The organism is Humibacter albus DSM 18994 (assembly GCF_000421825.1).
Lineage (GTDB): Bacteria > Actinomycetota > Actinomycetes > Actinomycetales > Microbacteriaceae > Humibacter > Humibacter albus.
In genome coordinates this window covers 124,828-142,915 of the sequence record NZ_ATXT01000017.1, presented here as the reverse complement: position 1 = coordinate 142,915, position 18,088 = coordinate 124,828, and the positions used below count along the sequence as shown (strand labels likewise).

Below are 18,088 nucleotides of genomic sequence, written 5' to 3'. Positions count from 1 at the left end.
GATCTCGGCTCGTTGGTCTCGGCTCGTTGGTCTCGGCTCGGGGCTCGCAGTCCGGGCATCCCTGATCCGCGCTGCGGCCGCCGTTAAGATGAAGCATGCCCGCCTCGCCCCGTGAACCGTCGAGCGTGGGATGCGCCCACCGGTGACAGCTCAGTCGCGGCGCGTTCCGCAGTGGTTCGCCCTCACGAGGGCCCTGTTCGAGTCGGCCAAGTTCTCGCGCGCGCTCTCGCTGTGCATCGTCGGCTCGGCGTTCCTCACCACGGCCATCCGCGACGTGATCGGGTGGCCCGGCGTGCTCGGTGTTCTCGGCGCGCTGGTCGTGCTCGCGGCCGGATCGTTCGCGGCGCACTGGCGCGTGGTCGAGTGGCAGGGGCTGCTGCCCATCTCGCTGATCGTGTTCATGGCGTGGTGCGCCGTCTCGATCGTGTGGAGCACCTACCAGTGGGCGACGCTGGCTGCGGTGCTCTACCAGTGGGTGTTCGCGTTCTTCGCCATCTACCTGGCGCTGGTGCGCGACGCGATTCAGATCGTGCGCGTGGTGGGTGACGTGCTCCGGGTGCTGCTGGCGGCATCCTTGGCGCTCGAAGTGTTCAGCGGACTGCTCATCGATGCGCCGATCAAGTTCCTCGGCATCGCCGGCAACCTGGCCCAGGGCGGACCCATCTCTGGCCTGTTCGGCAGTCGCAACCAACTCGGGTTGGTGGCACTGATCGCCGCGGTGACGTTCGTCGTGGAGTGGCGCACCCGGTCGGTCACCACGGCGATGGCGCTCTTCTCCGTCGTGCTGGCGGTGCTGTGCCTGGCGTTCACGAGCTCACCGGTGATCGCGATCGTGCTGGTGATCGTGCTGATCGCCACCGCGGTGCTGTTCGGCGTGCGGCACATTCGCAACGAACGCTGGAAGTTCTCGGTGCAGGTCGCATTCGCAGCGCTGGCGCTGGCGCTGGCCGTGCTCGCGTTCATCTTCCGCGCGCCGATCATCGAGTTGTTGCACGGCCGCGACGTGCTCAACGTGCGCTACGACGTGTGGATCCAGATGTGGCACCTCATTCCGGTGCAGCCGCTGCTCGGCTGGGGCTGGATCGGCTTCTGGCGCGGCACGCTGCCCCCGTACTCGCTGATCAACGTGCTCACCGGCGCCCCGCACGCGAACGGCCTGAACGCGTTCCTGGATGTCTGGCTGCAGGTCGGTCTCGTCGGCTTCCTGTTGTTCCTGCTGCTGCTCGGCCTCGCCATGGGCCGCTCCTGGCTGCTGGGCTCCAACAAGCGCAGCGTCATCTACGCATGGCCGCCGCTCATCCTGATCGCGCTGCTGTGCACCTCGATGGCGGAGAGCACCATCCTCACCGAGAGCGGCTGGATGCTCCTGGTCATCTGCACGGTGAAGGCGTCGCAGGGCATGTCGTGGCGGCAGGCGCTGCCGGCGGCGCCCGCGAACACCGACGGACGCCTCTAGCGCAGCGCCCCGACGAGGGTCTCGACGACCTGGTCCACCTGCGAGTCTGTGAGGTCGGGGAAGATCGGCAGCGAGAGCTCCTCGGCGTAGAAGGCCTCCGCATTGGGGCACATGCCCCGGCGGTAGCCCGCGTTCGCGTAGACCGGATGCCAGTAGACCGGAATGTAGTTCACCTGCACGCCGACGCCAGCGGCCCGCACCTTTTCGAACACTTCCCGGCGACGCCCGTCAAGCACCCGCAACGGGTACAGGTGCCACATCGGGTCGGTGTCGTCTCGCTGCCCCGGGGTGCGCACGCCTTCCACGTCGGCGAACGCCGCGTTGTAGCGGGCGACGATCTCGGTTCTGCGCTGCTTGAACCGTTCCAGCCGCTTCAGCTGGGCCAGCCCGAGAGCGCTCGCGATGTCTGTCAACCGGTAGTTCAGTCCGAACTCATGGACCTCCTGGTGCCACGGTCCCTCATCGGTGATCTCGAACCGATCCGGGTCTCGCACGAGCCCGATGAAGTGGAACTCGTGAACACGCTGGGCGAGCGCCGGGTCTTTGCACACGACGGCGCCGCCTTCGCCGGTCGTCATGTTCTTCGTCGGGAAGAACGAGAACGTGGTGACGTCGGCGAGATCGCCCACGGGGCGTCCCCGGTAGGTGCCGCCGATCGAGTGGGCCGCATCGTCGAGTGTAACTGCACCGACGCGGTCGGCGATCGCTTGGAGGCGGTCGTACTCTGCGGCTTGGCCGGCGTAGTCCACGGCGGCGATAACTCGGGTGCGATCGGTCGCCACGGCGTCGACCGCTGCGGGATCGATCAGTCCGGTCTCGTCGTCGATGTCGGCGAAGATCACGTTCGCGCCGAGCACCGACGCGGTGGAGGCAGTGGCGACGAATGTCATCGGGGTGGTCACGACATCGTCACCGTCGCTGAGTCCGAGCGCCGAGTATGCGGCGTGGAGCGCCGAGGTGCCCGAGGTGACCGAGACGGCGCGGTGTCCACCGGCGAGTTCGCCGACCGCCCGTTCGAACTCGGCGACCGTCGGCCCGGTCGTCAGCCAGTCGCCGCGAAGGATCCGGACGACCGCGTCGATGTCTTCCTCATCGATCGATTGACGACCGTAGGGAAGCATCAGATGCCCGCCTCGAGCACCGCACGCAGGTCATCCACGTCGTACCAGATGTCGTTCTTGTCGGACGAGCAGTGGAAGCCTTCCGGCACCGGCACGGCATCTGCGATGGGGACGTAGCCCCACTGCGGCGACTCCGGTTCGATCACGTAGTACTTGTCATCCAGGATGCTCACGGCCCGACGGCCCTCGTCAGGGCTGATCATCTCTTCGTGCAGCTTCTCGCCCGGCCGTAGTCCGATGTCGACGAACTCCGCCCCGGGGGCGACGGCACGCGCCAGATCGACCACCTTGTGCGAGGGAATGTGCGGAACGAGCAACTCGCCGCCCTGCATCAGATCGAAGGTGTCGACCACCATCTGCACTGCCTGGGGCAGTGTGATCAAGAAGCGCGTGCATCGCAGGTCGGTGATCGGCAGCTTCTCGCCGCGCTCGTTCATCGCGCGCCACTTCGGAATGATCGAACCGCGCGACCCCGTCACGTTGCCGTAGCGCACCACCGAGAACCGGGTTGGGTAGTTCGCGGCATAGTTGTTGCCGAGGGTGAAGATCTTGTCGGCGGTCAGCTTCGTGGCGCCGTAGAGGTTGATCGGACTCGATGCCTTATCGGTGGAGAGCGCAACCACCTTCTTCACGCCGGCGTCGATCGATGCCTCCACCACGTTCTGGCTGCCCAGCACGTTCGTCTTGATGAACTCGAAGGGGTTGTACTCCCCCGTGTCAACCTGCTTCAGAGCGGCGGCGTGCACCACGTAGTCGACGCCGTGCAGCGCACGAGAGAGCCGACGCTCGTCGCGGACGTCTCCGATGAACCAGCGCAGCCGATCATCGTTGCGGAACAGGTTGCGCACCTCGTACTGCTTGAGCTCGTCGCGGGAGTAGATCGCCAGCCGACGGGGGTTGAGGTGTTCCAATGCATAAGCGATGAAAGCCTTGCCGAATGAACCGGTGCCACCGGTGATCAGGATGCTCGAACCTTCGAGAACGGACACGCTTACTCCTCGGAATTCGTGGTTGGGACGGCCAGGATTCTCGGAGCTCGGTGGCGTTTCGCTGGCGACAACGCCATCCATCATATCGACGCCGACCTGGCGCTCCGGTGAGGAATTCGCTGTCGGACCCGTTCGCTACGACGCAAACGACGTGACTTCGAAAGCTCGCTAGACGAGGTCCCACGTCAGCGCGGTGCCGCGCGAGACATCCTTGGCGAAGCGACGCCCCAGAACGATCTCGATGCTGTCGGCTGAAAGGCCGCCGGCAGGACGGATTGAACGCACGTTGTCTCGCGTCACCGGATCACCTGCGGCGACGTCCTCGACGACATACAGTGAGCGGCGCAGTTTCAGCACTGTCTGCTCCTGCGGTGTCGGGCCGAAACCTGTCCCGCTGCCGACCGCTACACGAGCCTGCTCCGATGCGACCACGAGCTGCGACAGTTCCTCCGGGCTGAGCGAGAAAGCTGAGTCGACTCCACCATCCGCACGATCGAGCGTGACGTGCTTTTCAATGGCGACGGCCCCCAGAGCGGCTGCCGCCACCGCGACCCCGATGCCGAGTGTGTGATCCGAGAGGCCAACCGGCACATCGAAGGCATCACGCAGCGTTCGGATGTTACCCAGATGCGCCTCGGCCGGCTCCGCCGGATACGCAGCAGTGCACGCGAGGAGGACGAGCTTGTTTCCACCCGCATCGCGAATGGCGTTGACCGCCGCGTCGATCTCGCCCATGGTCGCCATACCGGTCGACACGATCATCGGCTTGCCCGTTCTCGCGACCTCGCGCAAAAGCGGGAGGTCGACGATCTCGGCAGACGCCGTCTTGTACAGCTCGACCCCGAGATCTTCGAGGAAGGCGACTGCGGTCGGGTCGAACGGGGTGGAGAAAGGAACCAATCCCCGCTCCCGCGCGCGCTCGAAGATCTGCGCGTGCCACTCCCAGGGCGTGTGCGCCTCCTCGTAGAGGTCGTACAGTGTGCGTCCGCCCCAGAGGCCGTGCCCGCCCGCGACCCTGAACGCGGGAGCATCGGAGCGAATCGTGAGTGTGTCGGCCGTGTAGGTCTGGATCTTCAGTGCCTGAGCACCGCTCTCGGCGATTGCGTCGACGATGTCCAATGCTCGCTCGAGGCTGCCGTTGTGGTTGCCCGACATCTCGCCGATGACGAACACGGGGGAACTTTCATCGATCGTGTGCCGGGCGATCTTGATGCTCTTGTCGAAAGTCACCGACTCAGTGTAGCCGCGCCCGCGAAGGGATCTTCAGTCCGCAGCCGGGCCCCGCGGGCGCGACCGCGTCGGCCGGTCACGCACCGGTGCATGTCATGATTTGGGGGTGACAGAAGCACGCGTCGTGGCCGCAATCCAAGCCAGAACCGGGTCATCGCGACTCCCCGGTAAAGTCTTGCGACCGCTCGCCGGCAGGCCCGTCCTGGAGTGGATGGTTCGGGCGGCACGAGCGTCCGACGGTGTCGACGAAATCATCATCGCGACGTCCACGGCGAGCGGCGATGATGCCGTGGCAAGCCTCGGCGAACGACTCGGTGTGCGTGTGGTGCGCGGCAGCGAGGACGACGTCCTGTCGCGCTTCGTGCTTGCGAGGGCGGAGACCGGGGCGGATGCCCTCGTGCGGCTCACCGCGGACTGCCCGCTCGCCGATCCCGCACTCATCTCGTCAGTTGTGGCGGTGTGGCGCTCGGACCCGAGCCTCGACTACGTCGCGACCACGCTCGTGCGCACCCTCCCCCGCGGACTCGACGTCGAGCTCGTCTCGAAGGCCGCGCTCGCGGAAGCCGATCGCGAGGCGGAGGACTATCACCGCACGCATGTCACGTCGTACCTCTACGCTGGGCCACGCCAGTTCCGAACCATGGGTCTCGTGGTGGCCCCGCCGGCCAACGATCTACGCGTCACGCTCGACACGGCAGAAGACGCCGCAACACTCGACGCGATCGTCACCGAGCTCGGGGACAGGCCCCCGGCGTGGCGCGAGGTCGTCGAGTTGCTTCGCTCCCGGCCAGACATCGTCGGCATCAACGCGGACGTGCGGCAGAAGTCACTGGCCGACGGATGACACACATCGCCATCCGGTGCGACGCGAGCCCTCGAGGCGGTGTCGGCCACCTCGTGCGCGCGATCTCCGTGGCCGACGCCGCCAGGGAGGCAGGGCACACTGTCGTTCTGACGGGACGCATCGAATCGGCGCTGGCCGTCGAGATGGTTACCCGTGCCGGTCTGGACGTGGTCGACGCCCCCGATGATCTCGGGGTGCTGGCGGCGGAGCAGGGCGCTTCGGTGGTCCACGTCGACAATTACGACGTCTCTCGCGACGCCCTCCCCCTGGTCAGACAATCGGGCGCCCTCCTCTCGTCGATGGAAGACGGCGAATTCGGCCGACGCCCAGGCGACGTCGTCGTCGACTCGACGGTGCGTGCCGAGACCACAGATCGGCCCGACGATGGCAGCCCGGTGGTCCTGCGCGGTATCGCGTACGCCCCGATGCGGGCCCAGGTGTTGGCGGCGCGGGAACGCCGTGCAGCGCGCAATCTGCCGCCGCATTCACCCGCGCGAGTGCTGATTGTGATGGGCGGCACGGATGCCATGGGCGCGGCCGCGACCCTCGCCGCGGTCTGCCGCTCCGCCGCCGGTGTCGGGGAGCTCACGGTGATCGCTCCCCGTCAGAACTGGGATGCGGTGCGCGAGGTCGCCGGCCACGATGTCGAACTCATCGAACCGTCGATCGACTTCCTCGACCGGGCGGCCGATGCCGATCTGGTCGTGAGCGCCGCCGGCACCACGTCGTGGGAGCTGGTCTGCATCGGTGTGCCGAGCCTGCTCGTCGCGGTCGTCGAGAATCAGCGCGCCGGACTCGATGCCGCCGTCGCGGAGGGTGTGGCGCGCGGGCTCGGCACACTCGATGAGGTGCGCGCGCGTCCGGATGCAGCGGCATCCCGCATCGCCGATGCCATCGCCGCACTCCACGCGGGCGCGTCATGGTCTCCCCTCGGCCTGCAGAAGGTCGACGGGCGCGGTGCGGCCCGAATCGTGGACGCCTGGGAGTCGGCTCTCGAAAGCAGAATCGAGGGCGCCGATGCCTCCGTGAAGGCACGACCGGCGGCGCCCGACGACTCGCTGATGCTGCTGCGTTGGCGCAACGACCCTGTGACTCGGACCATGTCGCGCAGCCCTTCCGCCGTTTCGCTGCACGGGCACGAGACCTGGTTCCAGCGCGTCCTCGACGACGCATCGCGCGAGCTCTTCGTGGTCGAACGAGGTCACGTCCCCATCGGAACCGTGCGCTTCGACCAACACCGAACGGCGGAGTGGGAAGTCTCGATCACGATCGCCCCCGAGACCCGCGGGCACGGACTGTCCAGGCTCGTGCTGGCCGCCGGTGAAGAGGCGTTCCTGACGAAGCACCCGGATTCGAGGATCATCGCGGCGGTTCTACCCGACAATGTGCCCTCTCAGCGGCTGTTCCAGGGCCGCGGGTACGTTCTCGATCCCGCCAGGCGCGACGGCGAGTTCGACGTTCTGGTGCGTGGTGCCTTCAGGTAGAGCGCAGCCCGCTCTGCCGCACATGATCGGCCTGATCCACCGCGCCAGGCCCGAGACGTCCTCGTCTCGCGGAAACGGACTGAGCCCGCTGGTGCGGAGCGCTCCTCGCGCCTTGGTAGCGTGTGTTCATGTCCAATGCGCTGGGCCCTGTTGTGGCGGTGATTCCCGCCAGGGCGGGGTCCGTGGGCGTGGCGGGCAAGAACCTTCGCGAAGTGGGCGGAGTCACGCTCGTGGGACGTGCCATCGCCTGCGCTCGAGCAACGTCATCCATCGATCACGTCGTGGTCTCGACCGACGGCATCGAGCTCGCCTCGGTGGCCGAGCAGGCGGGTGCCGAAATCGTCACACGGCCCGCTGCGCTCTCGACCGGCACGGCATCGAGCGAGAGCGCGGTCCTGCACGCGCTCGATGCACTCGCTGAACGCGGGGTCGAGCCCAGCATCGTCGTGTTCATGCAGGCAACGAGCCCGTTCACCCGGCCCGTCGACATCGACGCCGCTGTCGACCGCGTACGCTCCGGTGAGAGTGACTCCATCTTTGCGGCCGTTGAGACGCACACCTTCATCTGGAGACTGGATGCCGACGGTTGCGCTCAGGGCATCAACCATGACCCGGCATTCCGGCCGATGCGCCAAGACCTCGAGCCGCAATACCAGGAGACAGGCGCCTTCTACGTGCTCAACGCAGCCGGCTTCCGGCGCAGTGGTCATCGGTTCTTCGGGCGCGTCGGAGTGGCGGTCGTTCCGAACGCCATCGACATCGACACCGAGGATGATCTCCGGCTCGCGGATGCCATCGCGCGCCTTTCCGAGACTGCGACGATGTCCTCCAGTCCTCGCGGTGGCATCACGGCGAATCCCTCCACACTCGGCCTTTCAGAATCGGCTCAGGACCTCGTCGACGACACGACCGAGCATGAGGAAGGCAGGATTGTCCGCTTGGCATCAGTCGAGGCGGTCGTCACGGACTTCGACGGCGTGCACACGAACGACACGCTTCAAGTCGATCAGAACGGCGTCGAATCTGTCACCGTCAATCGCCGCGACGGGTTGGGCGTGCGTCTGCTGCGCGAGGCGGGCATTCGCGTTCTCATTCTTTCCACCGAACAGAACCCGGTTGTCGGAGCGCGTGGTGCGAAGCTTCGTGTTGAGGTGCTTCAAGGCGTCGACGACAAGGGAGCCGCGTTGACACACTGGGCGGCGGAAAATGGCTTCCGGCTCGGTCGGGTCGCATACTTGGGCAACGACATCAACGATCTCGGTGCGCTTCGTGCCGTCGGCTGGCCCTTCGCGGTCGCAGACGCGCATCCTCTTGCCATGGCCGCGGCGCGACACGTGCTCTCGTCGCGAGGTGGCGCCGGCGCGGTGCGCGAACTCGCAGAGCTGATCCTCGAACAGAAGGCAAACTCATGACCGACACCGCCGTTCGCATCGGCTCTTCGCTCATCGGAACGGGCCATCCGGTCTACGTGATCGGCGAGATCGGGCTCAACCACAATGGCGACCTGGACATCGCGAAGCGTCTCATCGATGTCGCCGCAGATTCCGGCGCCCAAGCCGTGAAGTTCCAGAAGCGCACACCGGCGATATCCACGCCGGAGCACATGAAGAACACGCCGCGGCAGACGCCTTGGGGCGAGATGACCTACCTTGAATACCGGTACCGGGTCGAGTTCGATCATGACGAGTATGCGGAGCTCGGCGACTATGCCGACGAGCGTGGCCTGGATTGGTTCGCGTCCCCGTGGGATGTGCCTTCGGTGGAGTTCCTCGAAGAGTTGGACGTCTGCGCGTATAAGGTCGCTTCGGCCTCGGTGACTGACTCCGAATTGCTTGAGGCTATCCGAGCCACCGGAAAGCCAGTGATCCTGTCTACCGGTATGTCGACGATGGAGCAGATCGACCGAGCAGTCGCGGCGCTTCAGGGATCACCACTCGTCATCCTGCACGCGACATCGACCTACCCGCTTCCGGCCGCAGAAGCGAATCTGCGTATGATCAACACTCTCCGCGATCGTTTCGAGCCTGTCCCGATTGGCTATTCCGGACACGAGCCCGGGCTGCAGATCTCCCTGGCGGCGGTGACCCTCGGTGCGGTCGCCGTCGAACGACACATCACGCTCGATCGAACCATGTGGGGTAGCGACCAGGCAGCGTCTCTCGAACCGCAGGGTCTCGGTCACCTCGTGCGTGACATTCGTGTCATTGAGGAGGCCTTGGGTGATGGTGTCAAGCGCGTCTTCCCGGGCGAACTCGCCCCGCTCTCAAAACTCCGCCGGGTCGGTGCTTAACGAACTCGGCGTGAGCGGTTCGGGCAGCAGATCCGCCTGCAGCGGGAGCGGAGGAAGCTTCGCGGGGAGATGACTCAGGGGGTGCCTGAGGAAAACCGAGGGCGCGGCCGATGAGCCCGCATCCTGGGCGCCGTCAGGACGCCGGACGAGTCCGAGGACGGCGCCGGCCTTCCGGAGCGGAGCGCCGGCCCAGTATTGAATGAACGGACCTACTGATCGCCGGTTCCACCGGAGCGTTTCTCGCAGGTCTTCCGGAGCGAGCAGATACTTTCGCCCCAGTTCAGCGAGCGCAATCTGCCTGCGTACACCAGTGCCCGTCTCCTCGTGGAACTCGGGCCAGAGTTCACGTGTGCGTCGCGCCACCCCCGTGCTCAGGGTCCCGACAGAGACTTCCGGGCCATAAATCGCGGTCTCGGTCCCTTCAGCGGCGGCATATATCACGGCCGTCGACAGGAGGTTGGAGACGACTCGAGGGGCAGAACGAACGAGTGCAAGGATTCGACCGAGGAATAACGGATCGCGCCGCGAGCCGGCGCTTACGACGGTATGACCGAATCGTGTCCACACGTGGCGCTTTTCCGGACGATCGAGGTCCTCGGGGTGCAGACAGATGATTGCGGAACCCTCACGTTCCGCAATCTCCCGAGCGAAGGCGGACTCATCGTTGTCGAGCCTCACGATCCTGGTGTCGTGCGTGGGAAAGACCACGGTCGACTTCCTCTGATGGGGAACGTCCGTCGATGCGAGCGCGCTGAGATAGAGGAACGGCGCACCGATGGGCACGGTCTCGAAAGGGTCCGCGCTCGGGTCCCAACCACGCGCCGAATGACTCCAGACGAATCGACGAGCCGTTCGAGGAAGGCGCGCGAAGTCGGCGAAATGGACGAGTGATGGTGATGCCACCGTCCACCCGTGCTGGACCAGTCCGTCGATGTGTCGTATCGAATTCAGCCCAGCGTGACGGGCCAGAGCCGCGCTGTGACCGTAGTAGTGGTTCTGGATGTCCATCGGTGTCGGTCACCCATTGCCGAAGATGGCGTGGCGTGATTCCGGCACGTCGTACGGCACGAGGTCGTAAGGCGAACTGGCGAGCCGGAATAGTCCGGACTCGATGTCCTGGAGGGTCTCCTCGTATCCGGGAACCGGGATCACGTACGTTGGGCAGCCGAGAGCGGCAGACTCCCAGAGCGATGTCGAGAATGTGCCTACGCTCAATGCCGACCGGCCGATCGTCGTGAGCGTGTCATCCTCAGCAATCGCCACCTTCCCTGCAAGCCCAGCTGCGGCCAGCTCGTCCGCGATGATGAGGCGCTGTGCCGGATGCGGAGCCACGATGACCTTGAGATCCGGGCGCTCACGAACCAGATCCTGAACGAATGCGAGGATGCGCCGCAGAACTCGAGGCTGCGCGATGACGCACACATCCCACACGTGTTTCTCAGCGTTATGCAGCCGGCTGGCAGCGAATTCCTCCTGCTGCCGCGGCACGATTACATGCTCCTGATAGACGTTCGTCCGTGCGGCCCAGTACTCGGACCAGGCGTAGAGGCGCGTCGCTCCGTAGTGGGGAGTGGAGCCGAACCAGAAGCTCGGAGCGTAATGACTGGTCAGCGCGTACTGGATGTCCGACACCCGAGCACCTGAACGCTCCGCAGCCGCCGCGATCCCCGCCCACCAGTGACTCGACGCGATCAAAACCTCCTCGGGCTTCACCCTTTCGAACACCGGCGTCCAAAACTCCCGCTCCGCGAGGAACTTCGCAAGACGATTCCTTAAGTGATCCCCCAAATCCACACGAACGCCCAACGCTTCCGTCAAAGCCGCCTCAAACGGACGCGCATCGACCTCAGGAACACGTAGCTGTGACCACCTGCCCCGAAGGCTCTCGCGCCACCGATTAAACTCATAAAACGGGTACACCAGGTTCGTGTCGTCGACCTCCGGGTAACCCGTCGCCTCAGGCTGGACTACGAACAACGTCTCGTCATCCACGTGAGCCGCAGTCCGGTAACCGCTCTGCCCTCGACGCGCATAATCGAACACCACACGACGCGCACGAGGCGCCGTCGTCAAACGCTTCGGGCCGTCATATGCGTCCAGAGTCTGAGACCCGAGCGCCTCATTCGGACCCCACAACCCAGCCGCTTCGACAAGCTGAATAATCAGCGCTGATCTTCCGAGTTCCCACAGGTACACGCCATTGCGAGAAGTGATTTCGAACAGCCCCCGGGAGCGCTCGGCGTCGCAGATCCGCTCGAATATCTCGCCATAGCTGTACGGTGCGGATATTCGACGTTCAGACTGCGCATCACGGAGAACTACCCAGTCGTATTCACCCCGAATGCTCACCGTTGGGCGGTCCCGCGAGCCGTCATTTCGCACTTGAACGGTGCCAGCCTGATTGATCGCGTTACCAAAATTGTCGACTCCGGAAGTGACAGGGAACCATGGATGGCGTGCGATTTCGCGCCGAGTCGGCGCCGGCGGAATCGAGGAAAGCCGCCGCACAACCAACGTAATACCCCGTCGCGCAGCGGCTGTGGCGACTTGGCCGATTGACACCAACGTTGCGTTCGGCACGCCGATCGCTCGCGCGATCCCATTGTTATTCTGCGGACGTTGAACTCCTCCAGGAGTGTTCTGCTTCTCGGAAGACTCGGGTGAAGCCTCGGGGTGGGCCGATCGCTTAGCCGCTTCCCGCAACTGGCGGATCTTCCATATGACGTCTCCGGTGGCGCCCTTAGCGAAACGACCAAACTCACGGGCAGAAAGACGACGCGCCCCGCCGCTGGCAGCAAAGATCGCGTCTTGTACCGGTGACTCGCCATAGCCTGCGTCACGACGCAGGTATGGGAGTATTTCAAGATCGTGGCCCCTCGTGTTGGCCAGGTAGTGTCGATCATCTGACCCCGGCTCAGTTGAATAGGAGATAACCTCGGAGCCGCGCGCGTGAAACTCGATTAATATCCGTTCGCCGACGCGCTCGACCTTCGGCTCAGCAAGGCGCGTGCCGTCATCGACGTGGACATCATGCAACTCGGCCATGGTAGCCACGGTGACACGATGTCTGTTGCGGCCGCGTACTTTTCGATAACTGTGCCCGACCGAATCCATACTGACAAGTTCACCTCCGCGCGCAGAGAAAACCTCAATGAGGTCAATTGGCCGCCCAAGGGGACCGAGGAAACGAAGATACTGCTGGACCACAGCCTCAACACTGAATTCTCGATCAAACAGTTCACGAGCCCGATGTCCGAAACGCTCTCGAAGTACTGGATCGGCGGCAAGATGTGAGAGTCTGTCAGCGAGTTGCTTTACATCACCCAGCGGGACAATGTATCCGGATTCACCATCCAGGATTGCGTCTCGAGGTCCAAATTCAAAATCGAACGCGACGGCTGGCAACTGGTGATATGCGGCTTCAATAAGCGGATATCCGAACCCCTCCGACAGCGATGTAAGTAAAACGATGTCGGCCGAAGAATAGATCTCGGCTTCTGAACCGAATCCCGGCATATGCACGCGACCGGTAAGGCCGAGTGACTCGACCTCCTGGCGAACGGCGAGATAGTACGGGTTCAGCGGACTGATCGTGCCCCATAGGGTGAGATGAACAGATTCGTCAGGAATGAGAGCGAGTGCCCGAACAGCGTCCAACTGGTTCTTGCGGTGCTGAAACGAAGCAGGAAGCGCGATGTTGACAAACTGACGCTCTATCGGCTCGATCGTCGCCATTGCTGTTCCGGGAACGTTCGGGACAAACACCACGTCCGCATCATCGAAGAGTGGAACGAATTGCGGCCTGAGCCCCGAGGAGACAGTCTGAAGACGATCAATCGAGCCACGCGAGCCCAAAAGCATCTTCCATAATCCGTCATGGAATTGGTAATCGTTATGGATCTGCAGGACCGTCCTTACTCGGCGCTTGCTGTTACCCACTGCGTGGTGAAAGACGAACGCAGGAATCGGTGCCGTGAAGATGATCGTGTCGTCTTCGGATAGTAATGCATTGAGTTGCCGCAAGGACGCAAGCTGATTCTCCGTGAATCCATGACTGGCGGCCCCGAGCCGAGCGGTGAATACCGGGTGGTAGTTGCGATGCAGTAGCCGCCCGCCCTCGGCGGCCAGTGTCTGCAATGTGAACACCGGGACTTCGGGGTCAAGGGGCCAACCAGGTATGGCCACATCTGAGCCATCCGCATTACCGAGAAAACTCAGGACCGCTATCGGATAGCCAGCCCTATGCAAAGCGTTGGTGGTCTCGACTACTGACTTGTGATACCCAGTGGGCCCCGCGAGTTCGTTGACGAAGATCAGGATCATGCGGTGGTGAGCTGCTTTCCTTGGCCGTGCAGTGCCGGGACGTCGACACATAGAGTTTAGCTGCGCACACAGCCTCGCCTCACCCTGCGCCGAAGATGCTCCGACGAGAATCTGGCACGTCGTAGGGAACGAGGTCGTGCGGTGAGCTCGCAAGCCGGAAGAGTCCTGACTCAACGTCTGCGAGTGTGAACTCGTGGCCGGGGACGGGGATGACATACGTCGGGCAGCCGAGCGAGACCGCCTCCCACAGTGAAGTCGAATACCCTCCAACGGAGAGGACTGACTTCTGCACTGTGGTGAGAGTGTCGTCAGGAGAGATCGATACCTTGTCCGCCAGCCCCACCGCAGCAAGGTCACGCGGCATCTCGTGACGATTGGACGGGTGCGGCGCGATGACGACCTTGAGGTCTCCGCGCTCTCGCACCAGGCGGTCGACGAACGCCAGGATGCGGCGCTGCACCCGTGGCTGGGTAATGACGCAGACGTCCCAAATCAGATCGCCTGCTTCGCGACAGGGCTCAGCGTAGAGTTCCGGCTGTGGTCGAGGCACGATGACGTGCTCTTTGTATACATTCGTGCGCGCGGCCCAGAATTCCGACCACGCGTAGAAGCGCGTCGCTCCGTAATGCGGAGTACCTCCGAACCAGAAGGTGGGATGGTATTGACCGGTGTCTGCGTACTGGATGTCAGACACGAGCGCTCCCACCCGTCGAGCGGCCAGGCTCACACCGGCCCACCAGTGACTCGAGGCGATGAGCACCTCTTCGGGCTTGACCCGCTCGAAGACCGGCGTCCAGAAGTCGCGTTGGTCCAGAAACGCCAGAAGACGATTTCGCAGATGATTCCCCAGATCCACCCGGAGGCCCAGCGCATCGCTGAGCGCTTTCTCGAACGGACGTCTGTCGACATCGGCGGCGCGCAGCAGCGCGGCCTTACGCTCCGGGTTCTGCCGCCACTGCAAGAACTCGTGCATCGGGTACACCAGATTGTCGTCGTCGACCTCCGGGTATCCCGATGGGGTCGGATGGACGACGAAGAGCGTGTCATCGCCCCTGTGCGCAACGGTGCGATATGCGCTCTGGCCTCGTCGTGGATAGTCCAGCACGACTCGAGGTGCTGTCGGTGCTGCCGTCAGTCGCTTAGGGCCTCCGTAGACATCCTTCGCGGGTTCGCCAGTCGCGTTGTCTTTACTCCACATCCCGAGCGACTCGGCGAGTTGCAGAATGACGGCTGCGCGTCCCAGTTCCCACGGATACACGCCGTCTCGCGTGGCGATGTCGAACAGCCCGTGGTCCCGTTCGGCTGCGCAAATCCTCTCGAACAACTCTCCGTAGCCGAACGGCGGCTCCACTCGGCGTTCCCCCGCTCCATCCCGGAGAAGGACCCAGTCATACTCACCCCTGATGCTGACGGTCGGGCGTCTGACAGAACCACTGTTGCTGACTTCGACGCCGCCTCGCTCATTGATGGGGCTGCCGAAGTTATCCATGCCCGACGTGACCGGAAACCAGGGATGTCGTGCGATCTCGCGCCGCGTCGGTGTCGCGGCGTTGACAGCCGACTTCAGTTCACGGTCACGGGAGTCCGCACGGTACCTCGACACCAGACCCGCGACCGAGGAGGTCTTCGAGTCGGCTGATGTCGTCATCTCCGAGCTCGCCCCGCCGCCGCTCTCTCGCAGAGATCGTGGCCCCTCGATCTGTTCGGATGCGCTGGAGGACTTGTCGTCGACGCGCTCGCTGCCGACCGGCAGAACTGGGGACGCGTCCGCGGGCGGCATCGTCGGGCGTGCGGGCTTGGCCAACTGGCGAAGCTTCCAGAGGATGTCTCGCGAGATCCGTACGATCATCGCCCTCGACATTTCTGCCCGTTCTCTACGAGTAAGCATCCTGGTTCCGCCGCTGGCCGCGAAGATCACATCGAGGCCGGAGGTCGTGCCTTCGCCTCGACTTGCACCTCGGCACAGGTACGGCAGCACCTCGAGTCTGCTGCCCTTCGTGTTGGCGAGGTAATGCCGGTCATCACTCTTCGACGTGGTCGCATACGAGATGACCTCATCACCTTCCGCCTCGAATTCGATGCGGGTTGCGCCGCGCAATCGTCTTACCGAAGCCGCCATCACGCGTTCGCCGTTGTCGACCTCGATGTCGTGCAGCTCGAGCGTCGAGCGCACTGTAACCCGATGCCGCCCCCGGCCTTTCACCCGGCGATGACGGTGCCCGATCGCCTGCGTCGCGACCGGGTCTCCCCCGTCGGTCGAGAAGGCGTCGACCACGTCCAGCGAACGGCCTACAGGACCAAGGAGCCCTCGGTATCTCTCCGTGACTGCATCGGTGCTGAACCGCTCCTCGAACAACTCGCGCGCACGGGCTCCGAAACGAGCACGCAAAGCGTGGTCCGCAGCCACCGATGCGAGCCTGTCGGCGAGTTGCTCGACTTCACCCATCGGGACGATGTATCCAGACGCACCGTCTTCGATCGCCTCTCGCGGACCGTGCTCGAAGTCGTAGGAGACGGTCGGCCTTCCGTGATACATCGCCTCCACGAGCGGGTAGGGGAACCCTTCCGACAGCGAGGTCATCAACACGATATCGGCAGTCGAGTAGACATCGGCCTCCGCCCCGAACCCCGGGGTGTGCACGCGACTCGCGACGCCGAGCTCCTGGGCGAGCCGCTCGACCGAAACGAAGTACGGATTGCGACGACCGTTGTTCCCCCAAAGCGTGAGATGAACGCGCTCATCCTCGATAAGTGCGAGGGCCCGTACTGCATCCAACTGATTCTTGCGGGGCTGGAAGGACGCCGGCAATGCGATGTTCACTCCATCGTGAGGTGCGAGCGATATCGGCCGACCGTGGTGCCCAGGGAAGTTAGGGACGAAGACGACGTGACTCGAATCGAACAGCGGGGTGAACTGTGCACGCTGGCGATCCGACACCGTCTGGAGACGATCGATGGATGCTCTCGACTCCGTGAGCATCTCCCACAGCCCATCGTGAAAGCGGTAATCGCTATGGATCTGCAAGACGGTCTTCGCACTTCGGGGTGCGCCGCCCAACGCGTGATGAAAGACGTAAGCGGGAATCGGCGCGGTGAAGAGGATTGTGTCTTCTTCGGTAAGCGCTGCATTGAGCTGACGCAACACGGCGAGCTGGTTTTCGGTGAACTCGAATGCTGCCGCCCCCAGGCGCGCCGTGAAGACTGGATGATAGTTGCGGTGCAACAGCCGTCCACCGTCGGCCGGAAGGGTCTGCAACACGAACGCGGGGATACCTGCGTCCAATGGCCAGCGCGACAGCGCACGGGCCGAACCGTCCGAAGTGCCGAGAAAGCTCAGGATCGCGAGCGGATACCCCGCCCGATGTAGCCCGTTCGCCAACTCGACCACCGACTTGTGATACCCCGTCGTGCCGGAGAGTTCGTTGGTGCAGATCAGAATCATTCGAAGTGTCGTCTTCTCGAGGGGAGCCCGTACCGGGCTTCGGCAAGTGAAGCCTAGCCATGGCGAGGTCAGCGGGTCGCGCGCCTCAGACGCGGGCCTTGCGCATTGCCGCGACGGCGTCCGTGCCGAGATGAATGGCCGCGCGCGGAATCGAGAGGCCTTCCTCTGCACGGAGTACCCGCCAGACAGCACGGATCGCGCTCCAGCGTCGGGCGGAATGAGAGCCGGGCTGGGCAGCACGGTACAGCGCAAGAGGCTCGTCGATACCGACCGCTTTTCCGCCATCACGCAGGATCCGCAGCCACAGTGCCCAATCCTCTGCACCGGGGATATCGGGCATCGACACGGGACCGGTCTGGTCGAGATCGACCACGGCGGTCAGGCATCCGATCACGTTGCTGTGCAGCAGTTGCGCGTGGGTTAGGTCGGCGCGGGCATGCACCACGCGTCCGTTCGGCCGGAAGCCGATCGCTTCTCCGTCGAAGTCGGCATCGACGCGGTAATAGGCGCTAAAGAGCAGCGTCGCACCGGTCGTTGTCGCCGCATGGAGTTGACGCTCGAGCTTCATCGGAAGCCAGAGGTCGTCGGAGTCGCAGAACGCCAGGTAGCGGCCTCGTGCCTCGACTATTCCGCTGTTGCGAGCCACGGCCGGACCGCCGCTCACCTGTCGCTGGATGACCCGCACACGTGCGTCATCGCGAGCGAGTGCCTCGGCGATCGCCACCGTGCCGTCGGTGGAGCCGTCGTCGATGATGATCAACTCAAGGGAGTCCACACTCTGATCAAGTACGCTTTGAGCCGAGTCACGCAGGGTCCGCGCGCTGTTGAACGCCGGCATGACCACCGTCGTAACCGGATGCGCACCCGTCTCAAACGTCACGGAGAACGATCGTAGCCACGCGAGGCTGA

At 64.1% G+C, this 18,088-nt stretch carries 12 protein-coding genes; 5 read left to right on the top strand and 7 right to left on the bottom strand.

The annotated features are described in order from the left end of the window. The first annotated feature begins 142 nt into the window (after positions 1–142). Positions 143–1,456 carry an O-antigen ligase family protein gene (locus H623_RS20125; RefSeq protein ID WP_245558998.1) on the top strand — a complete coding sequence of 438 codons (1,314 nt, stop codon included), beginning with the start codon at positions 143–145 and terminating at the stop codon, positions 1,454–1,456. Here the strand turns inward: H623_RS20125 and H623_RS0114095 are convergent. The 3 genes from H623_RS0114095 to pseI form a co-directional block, all read right to left on the bottom strand. Beyond that, on the bottom strand, positions 1,453–2,577 hold the full coding sequence (locus H623_RS0114095) for a DegT/DnrJ/EryC1/StrS family aminotransferase (RefSeq protein ID WP_022901572.1): 1,125 nt from the start codon (positions 2,575–2,577) through the stop codon (positions 1,453–1,455). The two genes, H623_RS20125 and H623_RS0114095, sit on opposite strands and share 4 nt — an antisense overlap. Further along, positions 2,577–3,566 (bottom strand): UDP-N-acetylglucosamine 4,6-dehydratase (inverting), encoded by a 990-nt coding sequence (gene pseB / locus H623_RS0114090; RefSeq protein ID WP_022901571.1) that lies wholly within the window; start codon positions 3,564–3,566, stop codon positions 2,577–2,579. The genes H623_RS0114095 and pseB overlap by 1 nt, the downstream gene beginning before the upstream one ends. Positions 3,567–3,734: 168 nt before the next feature. Further along, positions 3,735–4,796: a pseudaminic acid synthase gene (gene pseI, locus H623_RS0114085; protein WP_022901570.1), complete on the bottom strand. Its 1,062-nt coding sequence runs from the start codon at positions 4,794–4,796 to the stop codon at positions 3,735–3,737. Positions 4,797–4,902: 106 nt separating this feature from the next. On the opposite strand from pseI, the gene H623_RS0114080 reads away from it, so the two are divergent. From H623_RS0114080 to H623_RS0114065, 4 genes are all read left to right on the top strand, one after another. After that, a complete protein-coding gene (locus H623_RS0114080) occupies positions 4,903–5,640 on the top strand; it encodes a cytidylyltransferase domain-containing protein (protein WP_245558997.1) in 738 nt (245 codons plus the stop codon). Further along, positions 5,637–7,124, top strand: coding sequence for a bifunctional UDP-2,4-diacetamido-2,4,6-trideoxy-beta-L-altropyranose hydrolase/GNAT family N-acetyltransferase (locus H623_RS0114075; protein WP_022901568.1), 1,488 nt, complete (start codon positions 5,637–5,639; stop codon positions 7,122–7,124). The genes H623_RS0114080 and H623_RS0114075 overlap by 4 nt, the downstream gene beginning before the upstream one ends. Before the next feature lie 128 nt (positions 7,125–7,252). Further along, complete coding sequence (locus H623_RS0114070) at positions 7,253–8,536, top strand: acylneuraminate cytidylyltransferase (RefSeq protein WP_033372050.1); 1,284 nt, start codon at positions 7,253–7,255, stop codon at positions 8,534–8,536. After that, positions 8,533–9,414 carry an N-acetylneuraminate synthase family protein gene (locus H623_RS0114065; RefSeq protein ID WP_022901566.1) on the top strand — a complete coding sequence of 294 codons (882 nt, stop codon included), beginning with the start codon at positions 8,533–8,535 and terminating at the stop codon, positions 9,412–9,414. Before H623_RS0114070 ends, H623_RS0114065 begins: the two co-directional genes overlap by 4 nt. Here the strand turns inward: H623_RS0114065 and H623_RS0114060 are convergent. The 4 genes from H623_RS0114060 to H623_RS0114040 all read right to left on the bottom strand — a co-directional run bounded on the left by H623_RS0114060 (position 9,388) and on the right by H623_RS0114040 (position 18,023). After that, positions 9,388–10,422, bottom strand: coding sequence for a hypothetical protein (locus H623_RS0114060; RefSeq protein WP_022901565.1), 1,035 nt, complete (start codon positions 10,420–10,422; stop codon positions 9,388–9,390). The genes H623_RS0114065 and H623_RS0114060 overlap by 27 nt on opposite strands. A gap of 9 nt (positions 10,423–10,431) precedes the next feature. Beyond that, on the bottom strand, positions 10,432–13,737 hold the full coding sequence (locus H623_RS20120) for a glycosyltransferase (protein WP_033372026.1): 3,306 nt from the start codon (positions 13,735–13,737) through the stop codon (positions 10,432–10,434). A 79-nt stretch (positions 13,738–13,816) separates the two neighbouring features. Further along, a complete protein-coding gene (locus tag H623_RS0114045) occupies positions 13,817–17,179 on the bottom strand; it encodes a glycosyltransferase family 4 protein (protein WP_022901562.1) in 3,363 nt (1,120 codons plus the stop codon). Between the two features lie 85 nt (positions 17,180–17,264). Next, the gene (locus H623_RS0114040) at positions 17,265–18,023 is read right to left on the bottom strand and encodes a glycosyltransferase family 2 protein (RefSeq protein ID WP_425402095.1); all 759 of its coding nucleotides are present in this window, start codon (positions 18,021–18,023) and stop codon (positions 17,265–17,267) included. Positions 18,024–18,088: the final 65 nt, after the last annotated feature.

What these genes read in the sequence shown, in the direction of transcription:
- H623_RS0114095 (WP_022901572.1), bottom strand. Translation starts at nt 2,577, where the DNA reads ATGCTTCCCTACGGTCGTCAATCGATCGATGAGGAAGACATCGACGCG.
- H623_RS0114075 (WP_022901568.1), top strand. Translation starts at nt 5,637, where the DNA reads ATGACACACATCGCCATCCGGTGCGACGCGAGCCCTCGAGGCGGTGTC.
- H623_RS0114070 (WP_033372050.1), top strand. Translation starts at nt 7,253, where the DNA reads ATGTCCAATGCGCTGGGCCCTGTTGTGGCGGTGATTCCCGCCAGGGCG.
- H623_RS0114065 (WP_022901566.1), top strand. Translation starts at nt 8,533, where the DNA reads ATGACCGACACCGCCGTTCGCATCGGCTCTTCGCTCATCGGAACGGGC.
- H623_RS0114060 (WP_022901565.1), bottom strand. Translation starts at nt 10,422, where the DNA reads ATGGACATCCAGAACCACTACTACGGTCACAGCGCGGCTCTGGCCCGT.
- H623_RS20120 (WP_033372026.1), bottom strand. Translation starts at nt 13,737, where the DNA reads ATGATCCTGATCTTCGTCAACGAACTCGCGGGGCCCACTGGGTATCAC.
- H623_RS0114045 (WP_022901562.1), bottom strand. Translation starts at nt 17,179, where the DNA reads ATGATTCTGATCTGCACCAACGAACTCTCCGGCACGACGGGGTATCAC.